We start from the raw sequence: 14,944 nt of genomic DNA on the forward strand, positions 1-14,944 counted from the left end.
GCGGGTCGCGCCCAACCTGGGCTGGCAGGACGTCACGGTCGGCGACTTGCTGCCGGGGCTGCCGCTGACGGTGGACAACGAGGCCAACCTGGCGGCGCTCGGGGAGCTGGCCGCCGGCGACCCGCCGGCCAGCTTTGTGTATGTCTCCGGGGAGATCGGCATCGGCGCGGGGATCGTGCTGGACGGGGAGCTCTACCGGGGCGTCCGCGGGTGGAGCGGCGAGATCGGCCACATTCCCATCGACCCGGGCGGGCCACCGTGCCGGTGCGGAGCGCGCGGCTGCCTGGAGCAATATGCCGGGCAGGAAGCGATCGCCCGGGCCGAGGGCGATCTCACCGTCGCCGGGACGGCCCTCGGCACGGCCCTGGCGACCGTCGTCAACCTGCTGGACATCGACACGGTGGTGCTGGGCGGCATCTACGCGCCCCTGGTGCCGCAGCTGCACGACGCGATCCAGGCGGAGATCGGCCGCCGGGTGCTGACGGCCGACTGGTCACCCGTACGGCTGCGGGCGGCGACCCTCGGCGCGGACGCCGCCGTGCGCGGGGCGGCCGGCGCGGTGCTGCGCGGTGTCCTCGACGATCCGGCCGCGTGGCTGAGCCGTGATCAGGCTGTTTGAGCCCCGCTGTCCGGGGCATCCCGGGCGGCGGCCTCACTGAACTCGGTCAGTCCCCGCAGCAGGGCAACGCGGCCCGCCGGGGTCATCCGATCGAGCACCTCGGCCAGGATCTGGCGGCGGGTGGTGCGCAGATTGTCGAGCAGGGCACGCGACGACGGCGTCAGGAACAGGGCGATCTCGCGGCGGTCGGCCCGCCCCGGCACCCGCTCGACGAGGCCCGCCGCGACGAGCCGGTCGCAGAGCCGGCTCGCGGAGGAGAGGATCATGTCGAGCTGACCCGCCAGGCGGCGCAGATTGATGCCCTCCTCGCGCTCGACCACGAGGAGCGCGTTGAACTGCGGCCACGACACGTGCGGGGTGACCCGCTCCCGCGCAGTGTCCCAGGCAGCGAGCAACGCGGGCGCGACATCGTCGATCGCCGCGGCGTGTGGTGGCCCGTCCGGCCCATGGTGTACGGCCATGGTGCAGCAGAGACTACCCTTCGAGACCGAGGGGAGCGAAGGAGTGGAACCCGTGGCCGACCGGCTGACCGAGGTGCGGCGCACGCTGGCCGAGGCGCCCGCCGATCAGGTGACGGAGGCGCTCGCCGACGTGCTCGCCAAGGAGTACGCCGTCACCGGGGTGGAGCTCTACCAGGTGGACTACCGGCTCAGCGCCCTGCTGCCCCTGCACGGCGGCGCGACCGTCACCCGGCCCGGCGATCCCGCGTGGCGCGCCTTCGACCACCAGGTCGAGGTGCTCGCCGGGCACGCCGTCTTCCTGCCGGTGACCGTCCGGGGCGAGCGCATCGGCGTCCTCCGCTGCTCCCCCGCGCCCGACGACGCCGGCCTGCGCACCGAGCTGGCCCTGGTCGCCGAGTTCCTCGCGCACGAGCTGCAGACGGCCCGGGCGGGCACCGACCGCTACACCGTCGCGGCCCGCACGAGGCGCCTCACGCTCGCCGCCGAGATGCAGTGGGAGCTGCTGCCCGGGCGCAGCCGGACCGGTCCGGCCTTCTCGCTGGCCGGGCAGCTCGAGCCGGCGTACGCGGTCCGCGGCGACAGCTTCGACTGGGCCGAGCAGGACGGCTGCCTCTTCATGACCGTCCTCAACGGCATGGGCGACGGCACCCACGCGGCGCTGCTCACGACGCTCGCCACCCAGGCCCTGCGCAACGCCCGCCGGGCCGGCCTGGAGCTGGCCGACCAGGCCGGGCTCGCCGACCAGGCCATCTTCTCGCAGCACCGCGGCAACGCCTACGTGACTGCCCTGATGCTCGAGCTCGACCTCGGCACCGGCGTGGTGCGCGCCGTGGACGCCGGGTCGCCGCGCGTCTTCGTGCTGCGCGACGGCCAGGTTCTGGAGCAGCCGCTCGACGAGGGGCTGCCGCTCGGCATGTTCGAGTCCTCGGACTACGACACCGAGACCTTCCGGCTCGCGCCCGGCGACCGGCTCTTCGTGGTGAGCGACGGGATCATGGAGGCCGCCGGGGAGGCCGGGGCCTACGGGGAGCTGGCGCTGACGCGTTTCATGCGGCGGACCGGGTCGCTGGCGCCGCTGCAGGCCGTGCGGTCGCTGCTCGGGGATCTTCGCGCCTTCGTCAGCGGAGATCTCGAGGACGACGCCGTGGTGGTCTGCGTCGACTGGACTCCGCCCGCGGCTTGATCCCCTCCTTGGCGACATTCCGGCCTTCGCGGCGCTCCTTGTCCCGCTTTGCCCGGCGGCTCGTCCCGCTTCACCCCGCAGCTCGTCCCGCTTCACCCGCCAGCTTGTCCCGCTTTGCCCGGCGGCTTGTCCCGCTTTACCCGGCGGCTTGTCCCGCTTTATCCGGCGGCGCCGGATCGGGAGGCGATGGCCTGGACGAAGATGTCGGAGATCTTGGCCGGGTCGGGGGCGATGAAGACGCCGCCCGCGCTGGTCGCGCCGGTGATGTCCTGCAGCTCCTTGGCGTCGACCTCGTTGCCGATGCCGATGATGACCAGGCGCACCGGCCGCCGCGGGTCCTGGATCTTCTTCAGCTGGGCGACCAGGGTCTCCCGGGAGATGCCGCCCTCCGGCGCGGAGTCCTGGCCGTCGGTGAAGAGGATGACCGAGTTGACCCGGCTCGGCTGCCAGGTGTCCTGCACCTTCTTGTACGCGGCCAGGGCCGTGTTGTAGAGGCCGGTCCCGCCGCCCTCCTTCGGCCGGATCTGGTCGATGGAGGCCCGCAGCTCCGACTCCGCCGACGAGAGCGGGCTGATGTCGACGATCTGCTTGTAGGGCAGCTTGCCGTTCATCTCGGTGGAGAAGACCCACACGCCGACGGCCCACTTGGTGTCGAAGAGCGACAGACCCTGCCCGGCCGCGGCCCGGGTCACCGCCGCCCGGCTCAGGTTGTTGGCGGTGGGCACCTTGTCGGCCATCGAGCCCGACACGTCGAACACCGCGAGCACGCGGCCCGGCTCGGTGATCGCCGCCCAGCTGCCCAGCGCCTTGTTGATCGCGCTGGCGTCGAGGCCCGCGGCGGCCGTGCCCCCGTTGGCGCCGGTGGCGGCGGCCGACTTGAGCGTCTCCGGACCGCCGACCGGGGTCTCGAAGCCCGCCCCGGTCGTCCCGTCCGAGCCGCGCAGACCCTCCTTGGCCAGCTCGTTCTTGAACGCAGGCTGCTCCAGCGCCTGGCGCAGCCGGGTCGCGGCGGCGGCCTTGGTGAGATCCACCTCGGGCATCACCGCGTACGGATAGTCGAGCGCCGGCGGCTGCGGGTCCAGGTAGAGCGCGGAGAGCGGGACGACCGGCTTCTGGGCGTCGTACGCGATGACGTCCGCCTCGGACAGCGGCGCCGCGCTGACGCCGCTCGCCAGGTCGGCCGCGTTCGTGGACGTGGGGAACTTCGCCACCAGGTCGTCACGCAGCGACGAGCTGCCCGCGGCGAGCGCGCGCAGGGCACCGACGGTCTGCTCCTGCCCCTGCGGCGAGGCGCCCGCGGCACTGCCGAGCGCAAGCAGGCCGGCCAGGCCGGTGGCGTCGCGGGCGGGGTCGGCGATGCCGGTGTTGAGCGTGCCCGCGGTGGTCATCTTGGCGAGCAGGTCCTTCCAGCCCAGCTTCTTGTCCGGCCAGCCGAGGCTCTCGGCGATCGGCTCCGGCACGGCCACCACGACCGGGCTCTTGGCCATGGACTTGCCGTCGGTCGGCACGAAGCCGGGCGCCTCCGACTTGAGCCGCATGAGCCACGTGGTCGAGTCGGGGATCCAGATGTCGGGGAGCGTGCCGGACTTGTTCGCCGCGCCGAGCCCGGACAGCGTCACATTGTGCTTGAGCGCAATGGTGGACGCCATGTTGCCGGAGTTGACCCCGGTGACATTGACGGCGACGCACGTGCCGTTGACCTCGGCGCCGGCGTCGACCCACCGTTTCGCCGCCGCCTGCACGGCGGGCGCGATTTCCTGCGCGGTGGCGACGCTGAGGTCGAGGCGGCCGGAGCAGCCCTGATCGGAGAGTTGCTGGTAACCGAGCCAGCCGCCGGCGACCACGACCACGACGGCAAGCGCAGATGCGACTACACCGGCGCCCCTGAGACTGAAATTCCTGCGATGGCGGCCAGACACGCGCTCCATACTGCGCATTCCGAGACGCGAATGCCATGTACGTTCGGCCGAAAATTACTCGTATCCGCAATTCGGCATACTCATTTTACTCAGCGTAGTTACGCGATTTCGTCGCGTACGCGTGCCCGCAGGATGCAGGTCGGACTGCTCACCGCCGCCGATTCCCCGGGGGCCACCGGAATGCCCGAATCGGGGTCGACTCGGAAGATCGTGACGGAGTGCGACCTTTCATTGGCCACATAGAGGTGATCCGACAGGAGGGCGAGATGCCGGGGCCATTCGCCGCCCGTCGCCACTTCGGCGACCGGCACCGCGTCATTACCGTCCCAAGCGAAGACCGAGACGGTGTCCGGGCCACGGTTGCCCACATAGACGAACCGGCCGTCGCGCCCGGTCAGCACCTCGGACGGCTGATTGGGCTTCCCCGAGCTCGAAGCGACCCGGCCCTCGCGGACGAGCCCGCCGTCCGCCCCGCGCCGGAACCAGCTGAGTTCCCCGGCCAGCTCGCCGACCAGCACGAGGGCGCCGTCGGCCGTGCGGAGCAGGTGGCGGGGGCCCGTACCCGGCTCGGCGGCCACCGCGGCCCCCACCAGGGTGAGCCGCCCGGACACCGGGTCCAGCCGGGTGTGCCAGACGCGGTCCGAGCCGAGGTCACAGACCAGCACGTCGGGGCCGTGGGGGTCGGGCGCGACCATGTGCGCGTGCGGGCCCTCCTGCCGGTCGGCCACCGGGCCCGACCCGGTCAGCGTCAGCAGGTCCGACCGCTCGCCCGGCACCCCGTCCACGTCCAGGGGGAACACCGCCACGCTGCCGCTCGAGTAGTTGGCGACGAGCAGGTGGGTGCCGCCGGTGGCGACGGCCAGGTGGCAGGGCTCGGCTCCGCCGGTCGCGCGGACGGCCAGCGGGGTCAGGGTCGCCTCGGCGTCCATGGCGAAGGCGCTCACGGTGCCGGCCCGCAGCTCGTTGACCGCGTAGAGCACCGGCAGGGCCGGATGCTGGATCACGAACGACGGCGACGGGGTGCGGGCGGCGACCCCGAGGCGGGACAGCGCGCCGGTCGCCGGGTCGCGGCGGGCGAGGACGATGCCGTCGCCCTTGCCGCCGGTCTCGCCCGTGTAGCACCCGAAGAAGACAAACTCGTCATTCGCGCCCATGCCACGATCCCATCACACATTCCGCCCGTACGCGCGGACGCGGTCGCGTGCCATCCCCGCCGCCGCCTCCCCCCGCCGCCTCCCCGCCCCAGCCGGCCGCCGAACAGGCGGCGCACCGGTGCAGCGAGCGGCACGCCGGACCAGCGGCGGCCGGGCCAGCAGCGGGCCGGGTCAGCAACGGGCCGGCCCGGGCCGACAGGACGGCGTGGCGGGCCGGGCGGCGCGGCGGGTCGGGCAGGCCGGGCGGGCCGGGCGCTTCGGGCGGCGTTGCGGGCCGGGCGGCGTGACGGGCCGGGCGGCGTGACGGATGCGGCCGGGCCGCGGGACGCCCGGTGGCCGGGCTCAGCGGCGGCCGGCGGCGGCCAGCTGACGGCGGGCGACGTACTCCACGAGCTCGATCAGCACGTCGCGGGCCGCCGCCGGGTTGCGGGCGTCGAACTCGACCACGGGGACGTCGGGGTCCAGGTCGAGGGCCCGGCCGATGGCCTCCCCGCCGAAGCGCCGCTCGTCGAAGCAGTTGACGGCGACCACGAAGGGCGTGCCGCGCTGCTCGAAATAGTCGATGCTCGGGAAGCAGTCGGCCAGCCGGCGGGTGTCCGCGAGCACGACCGCGCCCAGGGCGCCCTGCGACAGCTCGTCCCAGAGAAACCAGAAGCGGTCCTGGCCGGGCGTGCCGAAGAGGTAGAGCTGCAGGTCGTCGGTGATGGTGATGCGACCGAAGTCCATCGTCACCGTCGTCGTGCTCTTGCCCTCGACGCCGGAGACGTCGTCGGCGCCGTCCGCGCCGGTGAGGATCTCCTCGGTCTGCAGCGGCTTGATCTCGCTGACGGAGCCGACCATGGTGGTCTTGCCCGCACCGAAGCCGCCGGCGATGAGGATCTTGAGCGCGACCGGGATCCGCGAGCGCGCGCCGTCGCGGTCAGAGCGCACGGAGGCCATTGACAACCGCCTTGAGTACGTCGACGTCATGCGGCTGGGAGGCCGCGGGGGGCTCGTAGAGCGAGATGAGGCCCGCAGAGCGTAGATCACCGAGCAGGACTCGCACGACCCCGATCGACAAGTCCAGTTTGGAGGCTAGTTCCACAACGGACGTCGGCTCCCACGCCGCGCCGACGAGCGCGTGATGTTCCGGCTGCAGGGCCGGGGGCAGCGGACCGTCGGGGATGGTGGCCACCACGAACGCCAGCAGGTCGAAGTCGCTGCCGGCGGGCGCCACCCGGCCCTGGGTCATCGCGTACGGCCGGACCACCGGACCCGCGTCGTGATCCAGCCAGTCGTGCGGCGCGCGCCTCGGGTCAGTGGGCATCGGAGGCGGACAGCCGGTCGGGAGCGTCCATCGTCTGGCCCACCCGGGTGACGAGCATGGCCATCTCGTACGCCACCAGGCCGAGATCCGCGTCGCTGTCCGCCAGCACCGCGAGGCAGGCACCCAGTCCCGCCGCGGTGACCAGCAGGAACGCCTCTTCCATCTCGACCACGGTCTGGCGCACCGGGCCGGCCTGGAAGTGGCGGCTGGCGCCCTTCGCGAGGCTCTGGAACCCGGCGGCCATGGCGGACAGATGCTCGGCGTCCTCGCGGCTCATGGCGGCCGAGGCGCCCATGAGCAGCCCGTCGGCGGAGAGCACCACCGCCTGCTGCGCCTCCGGCACCCGCTCGACGAGGTCGTCGAGGAGCCAGGTCAGGTTGGCGCTCTGGTTCGTCGTCTGTGCCACTTATGCGTCCTTCTCCGGCCGTTGGTCCTGGTGCTGCTCGTCGGGCGTGCCGCCGGTCCCTGCCGCGTCCACGGCCGGGAAGGTGACGGTAGCTGCCTCCGACCACGACGGCTGCCCTGTCGTCTGTTCTTTGTCAGTTCCGCCGGGCCGATCGTCCCCCGCCCCGGTGGAATCCTCACTACCCGCATTGACGCGCTTACTATCCGCCGCGTCGACCTTCCCCGATCCGGGCTCCCCGGCTGCCCGGCCACGCTTCCGCGACGCGCCGCCCGGACCACCGAGCCCCGCGGCCTCCCGCCGGCCCCGGTTGGTGCCCTGCTGCAGGGCGCTCATCAGGCTGCGGACCTGCTCCGGCGAGCGGGTCACCGGCTCCTCGGACCGCTCGACGAACGGGGCGCGCAGCTGCGGCGCCAGACTCGCCTGACGCACCCTACGCGGCAGGAGCCGCTCGTCCGCCGTCGGCTCCCCGCCGTCGGCAGGTCCACTCACGACCTTGCCGGGCTCGGCCGGAGCCGGGGCCGTGACATCGACGCCCTGCGCTGCCTCGGCGGGCTCGCCGGCCGGGGAGCCGGCATCCTCCGCCCGCGTCGCCGGGATGATCTCCGTGGGCGCCGCGTCCACCGGGCCGGCGAAGGGTGCCGCCGGCGAGATCGGCGTCGGGCCACGCTGGGCCGGGATGCGCGGCACGGCGGCCCCACCGGCCGCCGGAGCCGCCCCGGACGGCCAGTCGACATCCAGACCGTCGCCGAGCGGAACGGGTGGAGCCTCCGGCGTGGACAGCGCCTCCGCGGCGGGCGGGACGTCCGGGCCCGACGGGGTGGCGAGGCCGCTGGGCGACGTGAGGTTGGGCGGGAGCTGCGCCGGGGGCTCGGCCGGGCGGTCCGGGCGGCGGCGCGGCGCGGTGCGGCGACGCTGCACCAGTCCGTCCTCGCTCAGGCCGTCGAGGACCCGGCTCGGGGTGGGGCCCGTGATGCCCCGGTCCTCGGGAGCCTCGCCGGGCCGGGCGAGGGCCGCGCCATTGAGGCGGGCGCTGTCCTGCACGGATCCGTTGACCGGCGCGCCGTTGACCCGGGCCGGGGCATCGTCGGCGGCGGCGGATCCACCGGACGCCGGGCCGAGCCGGTCGGCGGCCGGCCACGGGGTGCCGGAAGACGGTCCACCGCCGGGCGGCTGCGGGCCGGACGGCGCGGAGGGCAGGCCGGGCAGGGTCCGCCCGCCGGGGCCGGGCGGCGCCTCGGTCACCAGCTCGGTCGGGATGAGCAGGGTCGCGGTGATGCCGCCGTAGGAGCTGGGGCGCAGCGACACCCGCAGGCCGTGGCGCGCGGCAAGCTGGGCGACGACGAAGAGGCCGAGGCGCGCGCTGTCGGCCGGGTCGAAGTCCGGCGGCTCCAGCAGCTTGCGGTTGGCCTCGTCGATGGCGTCGGCCGACATCCCGAGGCCACGGTCCTCGATCTCGACCGCGTAGCCCTGCGCCGCCACCTGACCCGCCACCTGGACCCGGGTGGTGGGCGGCGAGAAGGAGGCGGCGTTCTCCAGCAGCTCCGCGATCAGGTGGATGACGTCGCCGACGGCCCGGCCGAGCACGGCCACCGGCTGAATCGTGGCGATGTCGATCCGCTTGTAGTCCTCGACCTCGCTGATCGCGCCGCGGACGACGTCGATCATCGGCACCGGGTTGCGCCAGCCCCGGCCGGGGGCCGCCCCGGCGAGGATGACCAGGTCCTCGGCGTGCCGCCGCATGCGGGTGGCGAGGTGGTCGACGCGATAGAGATCCTCGAGCTCGTCGGGGCCGGTCTCGCGGCGCTCCATCTTGTCGAGCAGCGAGAGCTGGCGGTGCAGCAGCGTCTGGCTGCGCCGGGCGATGTTGAGGAACACGTCGTTGATGCCGCGGCGGACGTCGGCCTCCTCGACGGCGGACCGGACCGCCGTACGCTGCACCTCGTTGAAGGCGTGACCGAGCTGGCCGATCTCGTCGCGCCCGTACTCCAGCGGCGGGGTCTCGGCGTCGACGTCCACGGACTCGCCGCGCTGCAGCCGGCGCACCACCGCGGGCAGGCGGTCGCCGGCCATCGCCAGGGCCTCGCCGCGGAGCGCCACCAGCCGGCCGACGATGGACCGGCCGATCCGGACCGACACGAGCACCGAGATCACGACGGCCAGCAGCCCCAGCAGGCCGGCCGCGGCCAGGCGCAGCAGCACGTCGACGGCGTAGGGCCGGGCCGAGGCGGCGAGCGAGTCGATGGCGTTGATCTCGAAGGTGCGCTGCTGCTGGACCGTGGCGTCGTAGGCCTGCTGCCAGGCGGTCTCGGGCACCGGCACCGCGGCTCCGGCGCGGGCGGTGCGGACCAGCTCGTCCTGCAGCTCGCGCAGCCGGGTCGCGGCCGCACTGCTGGTGAGCTGCTGATAGGCCGCCCGGTCCGACGCGGGCAGCTCGGTGACACCCTCGGTGACCAGGAAGCGGGACGTGGCGATGCTCGCGAAGATGTCACCGCGGATCTCGGCGTTGATCCGGCCCGCCTGGTAGCCCGCGGCCAGCAGGGAGTCGACGCGGCTCAGGTGCTCCCGGCTCTGGCCGACCGCCGACAGGCCACGGATCTGCCGGTCGACCTCCTCCGCCCCGAAGCCGGCCGTGGCCGAGAACGTGCGGAAGCAGCTGTCCACGATGCCGTTGAAGTAGTTCTGCGCGCCGACCAGGTCGAGGTCGCGCCGGTCGATGTGCTGCCGGGCCGTCGCGAGGCTCTCGAGGTCGGTGCGGACCTGGGCGAGCTGCCGCTTGCCGGCGTCACCGACCGCGCGGGTGACGTCGGAACCGGTGGCCGTGCTGAGGAATCCGGCGACCGCCCGGTCGGTCGTGGCGCGTTGCGTGGCGAGCGCGGCGGCGGCGGTGCCGGCGGCGGCAGCCGTGCGTGGCGTGGCCAGCAGCACGACCGAGAGGCGCCGCTCGCGCTGCAGCTCGGCGACCATCACCTCGCCGGGGTCGCCGACCTTGTCGACGAGCCGCTGGGCGGACAGCAGGCTCAGGGCCGGCCCGGCGGTCAGCACGGTGGCGAAGGCCCACAGTGCCAGCAGCGCCGTGAGCGGCACCGCGGACAGCGCGATGATCTTCGCGCGGATCGACCTACTGCGGCTTGGCATGAGACTCCGCCCGGAGGGATGCAGGACAAACGCGCACACGGCCGCCGAGTGATCCGGTCACCATCGTCGATGAGCTGCGCACGCCTCCGCGAGGATACGTAATGCCGGCGACACCGACCAGGCTCTCCCCACAACCAATTCTGTCGTTTGTCGCCAATGTCCGTACCGTCACCAGTCGGTCACGCGACACTGCGCACTTGCGCCCCCGCAGCTGCCCTGGCAGGACCCCCGCCGGAGGCTTTTCGACCGGGACGCCGGAACCGGATTGACGGGGCCCGGTGGGTGGGAATACGGCAGGGGGAAGAAGGAGGAGACCGATGTCCCCCACAGCCGTGATCATTCTTGTCCTCGTCGTCCTCATCGTGGCCGGCGTGATCGCCTACAGCGTCCGGGCCGGCCGGCGCAAGCGCCTCCAGAAGACCTTCGGCCCCGAGTACGACCGGGTGGTCGGCGACGCCGGCAGCCGCTCGGCCGGCGAGCAGGAGCTGCTGGACCGCGAGAAGCGGCACGCCGAGCTGGAGCTCAAGCCGCTGTCCGCCGAGTCCAAGGCCCGCTACTCGGTCGCCTGGGAAGAGGTGCAGATCCAGTTCGTGGACGCGCCCGAGCAGGCCGTGTCCACCGCCGACGAACTCGTCACGCGGCTGATCGCCGAGCGCGGCTACCCGACCGGCGACTACGACGACCAGCTCGCCACGCTCTCCGTGCGGCACGCGAAGACCCTCGAGCACTACCGCGACGCCCACGCGATCAGCGAGCGCAGCAAGGCCGGCGACGCCGACACCGAGGACCTGCGTCAGGCGCTCGTCCACTACCGCGCGCTCTTCGCCGACCTGCTCGGCGAGAATCCCGTACGTTCCGAGGGCGCCGTCGCGCCGGACAGCGAGCCGAAGGTTCCTTCGCAGACAATCAACAATCATGACAACGACGTCGCGGACCCCCGTCCCGACGCCGCGAGCCGCTGAGGAGTCCGACGATGCGCTTCTTCTCCAACGACGCCCGCGAGTCCACCGACGACCGGGAGCCGGACGGCGACCCCCGGGACACCGCCGACGACCGCACCGAGCGGATCCAGTCCGAGCCGGTGGCCGTGCCCGGGCAGCGCCCGCCGTCGCCCTGGGCCACCCCGGCCGACGACCGCCGCGACAGCGTCCCGGCCGAGCCCGCGCAGGGCTACGACGACGACCCCGACCGTACGCAGTACCAGCCGACCGGCTACGGCGCGGTCCCCGTCGCCGCCGCCGTGTCCGCCCGTGACCAGGAGACCGTACCCGCCACCGGCACCCGGCCGGAGGACGCGCCCGTCGTCACCCCCGTGGGCACGGTCGAGTCCCCCACCGCGGACAACACCACGACCTACCCGGCCGCGTCCACCGACCAGGACGCGCACCGCGACGAGGTCGTGGACGTGCCACTGGACGACCAGGGCACCTTCGACGACCCGAAGGTCGCGGACGAGACCCAGCGGATCGACACCGCCGCGACGCCCGGCGACGACACCCCCGGCGACGGGACCGGCCAGGCGGCGCTGAAGGACGAGGGCGGCTTCGACGACCCGAAGGCGGTCGACCCGGCCACCGACGAGCCGCTGCGCGACACCGAGGCCCGCAACACCGAGACCCGCGACTCCGAGACCCGCGACTCCGGCGGCACCGAGCACCCGGACAGCGGCGCGCGGGACGTCGACGCCAGCGAGACCGACGGTCGCGACGAGGCGGCCGGCGACACCGGACGCCACGACCTCGAGGCCCTCGACGCCCAGCCCGGCGCAGCCGAGACCGCCCAGCCCGGCGCAGCCGAGACCGCCCAGCCCGGCGCAGCCGAGACCGCCCAGCCCGGCGCAGCCGAGACCGCCCAGTCCGGCGCAGCGGAGACCGCCGACTCGGACGACACTCCGGCCGACGCCCCGGAGACGCCGGTCGTCGCGGCTGTTCCCGTCGCCGCAGCCCCGGCCGCCGGACCCGCGGCGGACAAGGCGTTCTTCGCCGAGGGTGACGTGCAGGGCTTCCAGGAGCGGTGGCGCGAGGTGCAGCTGCGCTTCGTCGACAGCCCGAAGGAGGCCGCCGAGGAGGCCGCCAAGCTGGTCGACGAGGCGGTCGACAAGCTCACCGCGAGCCTGCGCGCGCACAAGGACGAGCTGGCCGGCGAGCACGACGACACCGAGGCGCTGCGCGTGCAGCTGCGCGGTTACCGCGACGTCCTCAACCGGATCCTCGGCCTCTGAGACAAACGGCCCTCAGCAGCGAAGCGCGGTGAGACCTCGACGGACTCCCCGCGCTTTCGCGTTCTACAGCTCGGAGCCCGCGATGACGGCCGGGTCGGTCACCGTCGGATCGCTCGGGCCGGGCTCCACGGACGGGCTGTCGTCCGTCGGGTCCGGAGCCGGCTCGGTGGTCGACTCGGTCGGCGGGAAGCTCGGCTCCTCCGTCTCCTCCGGCGCCGGCGAGCTGCTCGGCGAGGTCGGCGCCGCCGTCGTCTCCGATGTGGACGGCCCGGGCGCCGGCGAGGTCGCGGCGGGACGCGAGCGCTCCGGACGGGCACGCTGCGGCACCGGGTCCGGGGCGGTCGTGGTGCCGAGCACCGGGAGCGGGTCGGCGGGCACGTCGTCGCCCGCGCCGGTGCCGCCCTGCGGGGACAGCACCTCGTTCTGCTTCACCGTGACGGCGGGCGGCCGCTCGGGCGTGACCGTCGACTCGCCGAACTGTGCGCCGAGCCACATCGCCGGGCCGAGACCGACCGCGACGAGTGCGCCGAAGAGCGCCAGGGGTCCTCGTTCCATCAGCGCCCCCTCCCCCCGGTCCTGACCCGATGATTCCCTGCTCACCTGGGTCTGCTCTACCCATTTACGCGAACGGCAATCGGATCCCGCATGCAGTCGGTGTGACGTCGCGCGCGGCGCCGGCCACACACCCGGTCGGGCATGCGACCCCGCTGCCGGGGAACACGGACCGGACGGCCGCCCGGTTCAGCTCGCGCCGTGCCATTCCGTGGCTGATCGGCCACGACAGCACGCGGCGCGGGGACGAAGGTGTCCTTTGGGGACGGACCGGCGGTCAGCGGGTGCTGGCGAGGAAGGCCACCGCGTTGTCGAGGGCCGCCCAGCCGCCGGGGAGCTCGTCGCTGTCGAGCGCCGCGCGGACGGTGAGCGTGGTGCCGCCGCGCAGGTCGAGCGACCAGCTGCGGCGGCGGAGCTGGGTGGCGTTGACCACGTCGGCGTACGCCACGAAGCGCGTCTCGGTCTCGCGGTGCGCCGGATCCGCCGCGGCGACCCGGGCCAGCCGCCGCTTGGCGGAGCCGTTCTGCGAGCGGGGCAGCCCGGGCACCAGCACCAGCCCGGTGTCGACGATGAGCACGTCGGTGCGGGCTCCGTCGACGACCAGGTTGACCACGCCGCCGACGACCTCGGGGCGGGCGGCCGGGGTGTCGGCGCCCGGCTTGGCGGCGAGGTCGATGCCCCGCTCGGCGAGGTGGGCCCGCGCCTCGGCGGCGGTCGCCGGCGTCACGGCCGCCGCGGCGAGGCCGGCCAGGTCGAGGTGCGAGCCGTCGGCGGCGACCAGCTCGGCCGTGCCCGTCCAGCTGTGCCGCCAGCGGGCCGCGCCGCTGTGCAGGGCGGCGAGGGCGAGCAGCAGGGTGACCAGCTCGGTGATGCGCCGGCCGGTCTCCTCCTCGGTCTGGCCCGGGAAGACGGTCTCGGTGACGGAGCCGAGCTTGTCGTCCTCGGCCAGTTTCAGCACGTCGGCGGCGGTGGCGAGGGGGCTGCCGGCGGCGCGGGACAGGGCGGCGAGGGCGGCGTCGGCCTCGCGCTGCATCTCCGCGGTGCGGGCGGCGCCGAAGAACTCGTCCCAGCCGACCCGGGTGCGGCCCTGCGCGGGATAGGCCACCTGCTGCAGCGCGCGGCCGAGCCCCGGCAGATCGGGGATGAGCGCCGGCTCGCTCTCCGGAGCCGCCTGCGGCGCGTCGTCCTCCGGCGCCGGCGGCGGCTCCGAGCCGGCCGAGGAGGAATCGTCGGAGGAGGAGGCGGCGGTGGAAGCGGTGGAAGAGGACGAGGCGGGGGAAGAGGACGAGGCGAGGGAAGAGGACGAGGCGAGGGAAGAGGACGAGGCGAGGGAAGAGGACGAGGCGAGGGAAGAGGACGAGGCGAGGGAAGAGTCGGAAGGAGCGCCCGGGGAGGGGGCAGCGGCCGAGACCGACGCCGTCGCGGGGACGGGCGCGGGCGCCAGGGCGGCCAGGGCGGTCAGTCGCTCCCGGCGCGGCGGGTGCGTGTCCCACGCGGCCGGCTCGGCCGGCTCCCGCGAGCGGACCAGCGCGATCTCGTCGGCCCGCGCCGCCAGCACGCGGAGGAAGCCGCCGAAGACGTCGTCCGGGACGTGGCCCGCCTGCCAGCCCGGCCCGAGGTATTCGGCGTGGAAGACGCGGTGCACGGCGTCGAGCGCGGGAAGGTCGCGCAGCACGGCGGCGGCGGCCTCGGGGCCGGCGAACTCCGCGGCGATGCGGTCGGCCTGCAGCTCCTGGGCCCGGCTGAACGGGGCGTCGACGCGGCGGTAGAACCTCGCATAAGCCCGCAGCCACGGCCCCGCCGGGTTGCGCCGGGAGATGCGCGGGACCACGCGGCCGACGGCGGTGCGCCCGCGCCAGGCCAACGGGGCGAGGCGGCCCAGCCGCGGGGAGAAGTGGCCCAGCTCGTGGGCGGCGACCGCGCGCAGGTGCGCGGCGTCCCAGGCCTGCAGCAGGGGCAGGCCGAGATAGAAGTCGCGGCGGCCGCCG

At 74.1% G+C, this 14,944-nt stretch carries 13 protein-coding genes; 4 read left to right on the forward strand and 9 right to left on the reverse strand.

Annotated features, from left to right (window positions below):
* Positions 1-619, forward strand: a 619-nt coding sequence (locus RBH18_RS38510; RefSeq protein ID WP_306215441.1) for an ROK family protein, incomplete at its 5' end; no start/stop codon positions are given.
* Here the strand turns inward: RBH18_RS38510 and RBH18_RS38515 are convergent.
* On the reverse strand, positions 607-1,080 hold the full coding sequence (locus RBH18_RS38515; protein ID WP_306215442.1) for a MarR family winged helix-turn-helix transcriptional regulator: 474 nt from the start codon (positions 1,078-1,080) through the stop codon (positions 607-609). The two genes, RBH18_RS38510 and RBH18_RS38515, sit on opposite strands and share 13 nt — an antisense overlap.
* Positions 1,081-1,132: 52 nt before the next feature.
* Between RBH18_RS38515 and RBH18_RS38520 the strand changes: the two genes are divergently transcribed.
* Positions 1,133-2,263, forward strand: coding sequence for a PP2C family protein-serine/threonine phosphatase (locus tag RBH18_RS38520; protein ID WP_306215443.1), 1,131 nt, complete (start codon positions 1,133-1,135; stop codon positions 2,261-2,263).
* A gap of 158 nt (positions 2,264-2,421) precedes the next feature.
* Here RBH18_RS38520 and RBH18_RS38525 read toward each other — a convergent pair whose 3' ends face one another.
* The 6 genes from RBH18_RS38525 to RBH18_RS38550 form a co-directional block, all read right to left on the reverse strand.
* Positions 2,422-4,191: a substrate-binding and VWA domain-containing protein gene (locus RBH18_RS38525; RefSeq protein ID WP_306215444.1), complete on the reverse strand. Its 1,770-nt coding sequence runs from the start codon at positions 4,189-4,191 to the stop codon at positions 2,422-2,424.
* Between the two features lie 89 nt (positions 4,192-4,280).
* On the reverse strand, positions 4,281-5,336 hold the full coding sequence (locus tag RBH18_RS38530; protein WP_306215445.1) for a lactonase family protein: 1,056 nt from the start codon (positions 5,334-5,336) through the stop codon (positions 4,281-4,283).
* 342 nt (positions 5,337-5,678) lie between these two features.
* Positions 5,679-6,275 (reverse strand): GTP-binding protein, encoded by a 597-nt coding sequence (locus tag RBH18_RS38535; RefSeq protein ID WP_306215446.1) that lies wholly within the window; start codon positions 6,273-6,275, stop codon positions 5,679-5,681.
* On the reverse strand, positions 6,256-6,642 hold the full coding sequence (locus RBH18_RS38540; protein ID WP_306215447.1) for a DUF742 domain-containing protein: 387 nt from the start codon (positions 6,640-6,642) through the stop codon (positions 6,256-6,258). The genes RBH18_RS38535 and RBH18_RS38540 overlap by 20 nt, the downstream gene beginning before the upstream one ends.
* Positions 6,632-7,048, reverse strand: a complete 417-nt coding sequence (locus tag RBH18_RS38545; RefSeq protein WP_306215448.1) for a roadblock/LC7 domain-containing protein — start codon at positions 7,046-7,048, stop codon at positions 6,632-6,634. Before RBH18_RS38545 ends, RBH18_RS38540 begins: the two co-directional genes overlap by 11 nt.
* Positions 7,049-10,183 carry a sensor histidine kinase gene (locus RBH18_RS38550; RefSeq protein ID WP_306215449.1) on the reverse strand — a complete coding sequence of 1,045 codons (3,135 nt, stop codon included), beginning with the start codon at positions 10,181-10,183 and terminating at the stop codon, positions 7,049-7,051.
* A 317-nt stretch (positions 10,184-10,500) separates the two neighbouring features.
* Here RBH18_RS38550 and RBH18_RS38555 point away from each other — a divergent pair, with 317 nt between their 5' ends.
* Together RBH18_RS38555 and RBH18_RS38560 are read left to right on the forward strand one after the other, a co-directional pair.
* The gene (locus RBH18_RS38555; protein WP_306215450.1) at positions 10,501-11,145 is read left to right on the forward strand and encodes a hypothetical protein; all 645 of its coding nucleotides are present in this window, start codon (positions 10,501-10,503) and stop codon (positions 11,143-11,145) included.
* Positions 11,146-11,156: 11 nt separating this feature from the next.
* Entirely contained in the window at positions 11,157-12,404 is a 1,248-nt protein-coding gene (locus RBH18_RS38560; RefSeq protein ID WP_306215451.1) for a prolipoprotein diacylglyceryl transferase, read from the forward strand.
* Positions 12,405-12,467: 63 nt separating this feature from the next.
* On the opposite strand, the gene RBH18_RS38565 is transcribed toward RBH18_RS38560, so the two are convergent.
* Both RBH18_RS38565 and RBH18_RS38570 read right to left on the reverse strand, forming a co-directional pair.
* A complete protein-coding gene (locus tag RBH18_RS38565) occupies positions 12,468-12,959 on the reverse strand; it encodes a hypothetical protein (protein WP_306215452.1) in 492 nt (163 codons plus the stop codon).
* Between the two features lie 274 nt (positions 12,960-13,233).
* Positions 13,234-14,944 (reverse strand): M48 family metallopeptidase (locus RBH18_RS38570; protein WP_306215453.1); only part of this gene is annotated, 1,711 nt, incomplete at its 5' end.

The organism is Actinoplanes oryzae (genome assembly GCF_030757795.1).
Taxonomy (GTDB): Bacteria; Actinomycetota; Actinomycetes; order Mycobacteriales; family Micromonosporaceae; genus Actinoplanes.

Bases quoted from the DNA above. Each gene is read 5' to 3' on its own strand.
- RBH18_RS38530 (WP_306215445.1), bottom strand. From the start codon at position 5,336: ATGGGCGCGAATGACGAGTTTGTCTTCTTCGGGTGCTACACGGGCGAG.
- RBH18_RS38525 (WP_306215444.1), bottom strand. From the start codon at position 4,191: ATGGAGCGCGTGTCTGGCCGCCATCGCAGGAATTTCAGTCTCAGGGGC.
- RBH18_RS38515 (WP_306215442.1), bottom strand. From the start codon at position 1,080: ATGGCCGTACACCATGGGCCGGACGGGCCACCACACGCCGCGGCGATC.
- RBH18_RS38560 (WP_306215451.1), top strand. From the start codon at position 11,157: ATGCGCTTCTTCTCCAACGACGCCCGCGAGTCCACCGACGACCGGGAG.
- RBH18_RS38550 (WP_306215449.1), bottom strand. From the start codon at position 10,183: ATGCCAAGCCGCAGTAGGTCGATCCGCGCGAAGATCATCGCGCTGTCC.
- RBH18_RS38565 (WP_306215452.1), bottom strand. From the start codon at position 12,959: ATGGAACGAGGACCCCTGGCGCTCTTCGGCGCACTCGTCGCGGTCGGT.
- RBH18_RS38555 (WP_306215450.1), top strand. From the start codon at position 10,501: ATGTCCCCCACAGCCGTGATCATTCTTGTCCTCGTCGTCCTCATCGTG.
- RBH18_RS38535 (WP_306215446.1), bottom strand. From the start codon at position 6,275: ATGGCCTCCGTGCGCTCTGACCGCGACGGCGCGCGCTCGCGGATCCCG.
- RBH18_RS38540 (WP_306215447.1), bottom strand. From the start codon at position 6,642: ATGCCCACTGACCCGAGGCGCGCGCCGCACGACTGGCTGGATCACGAC.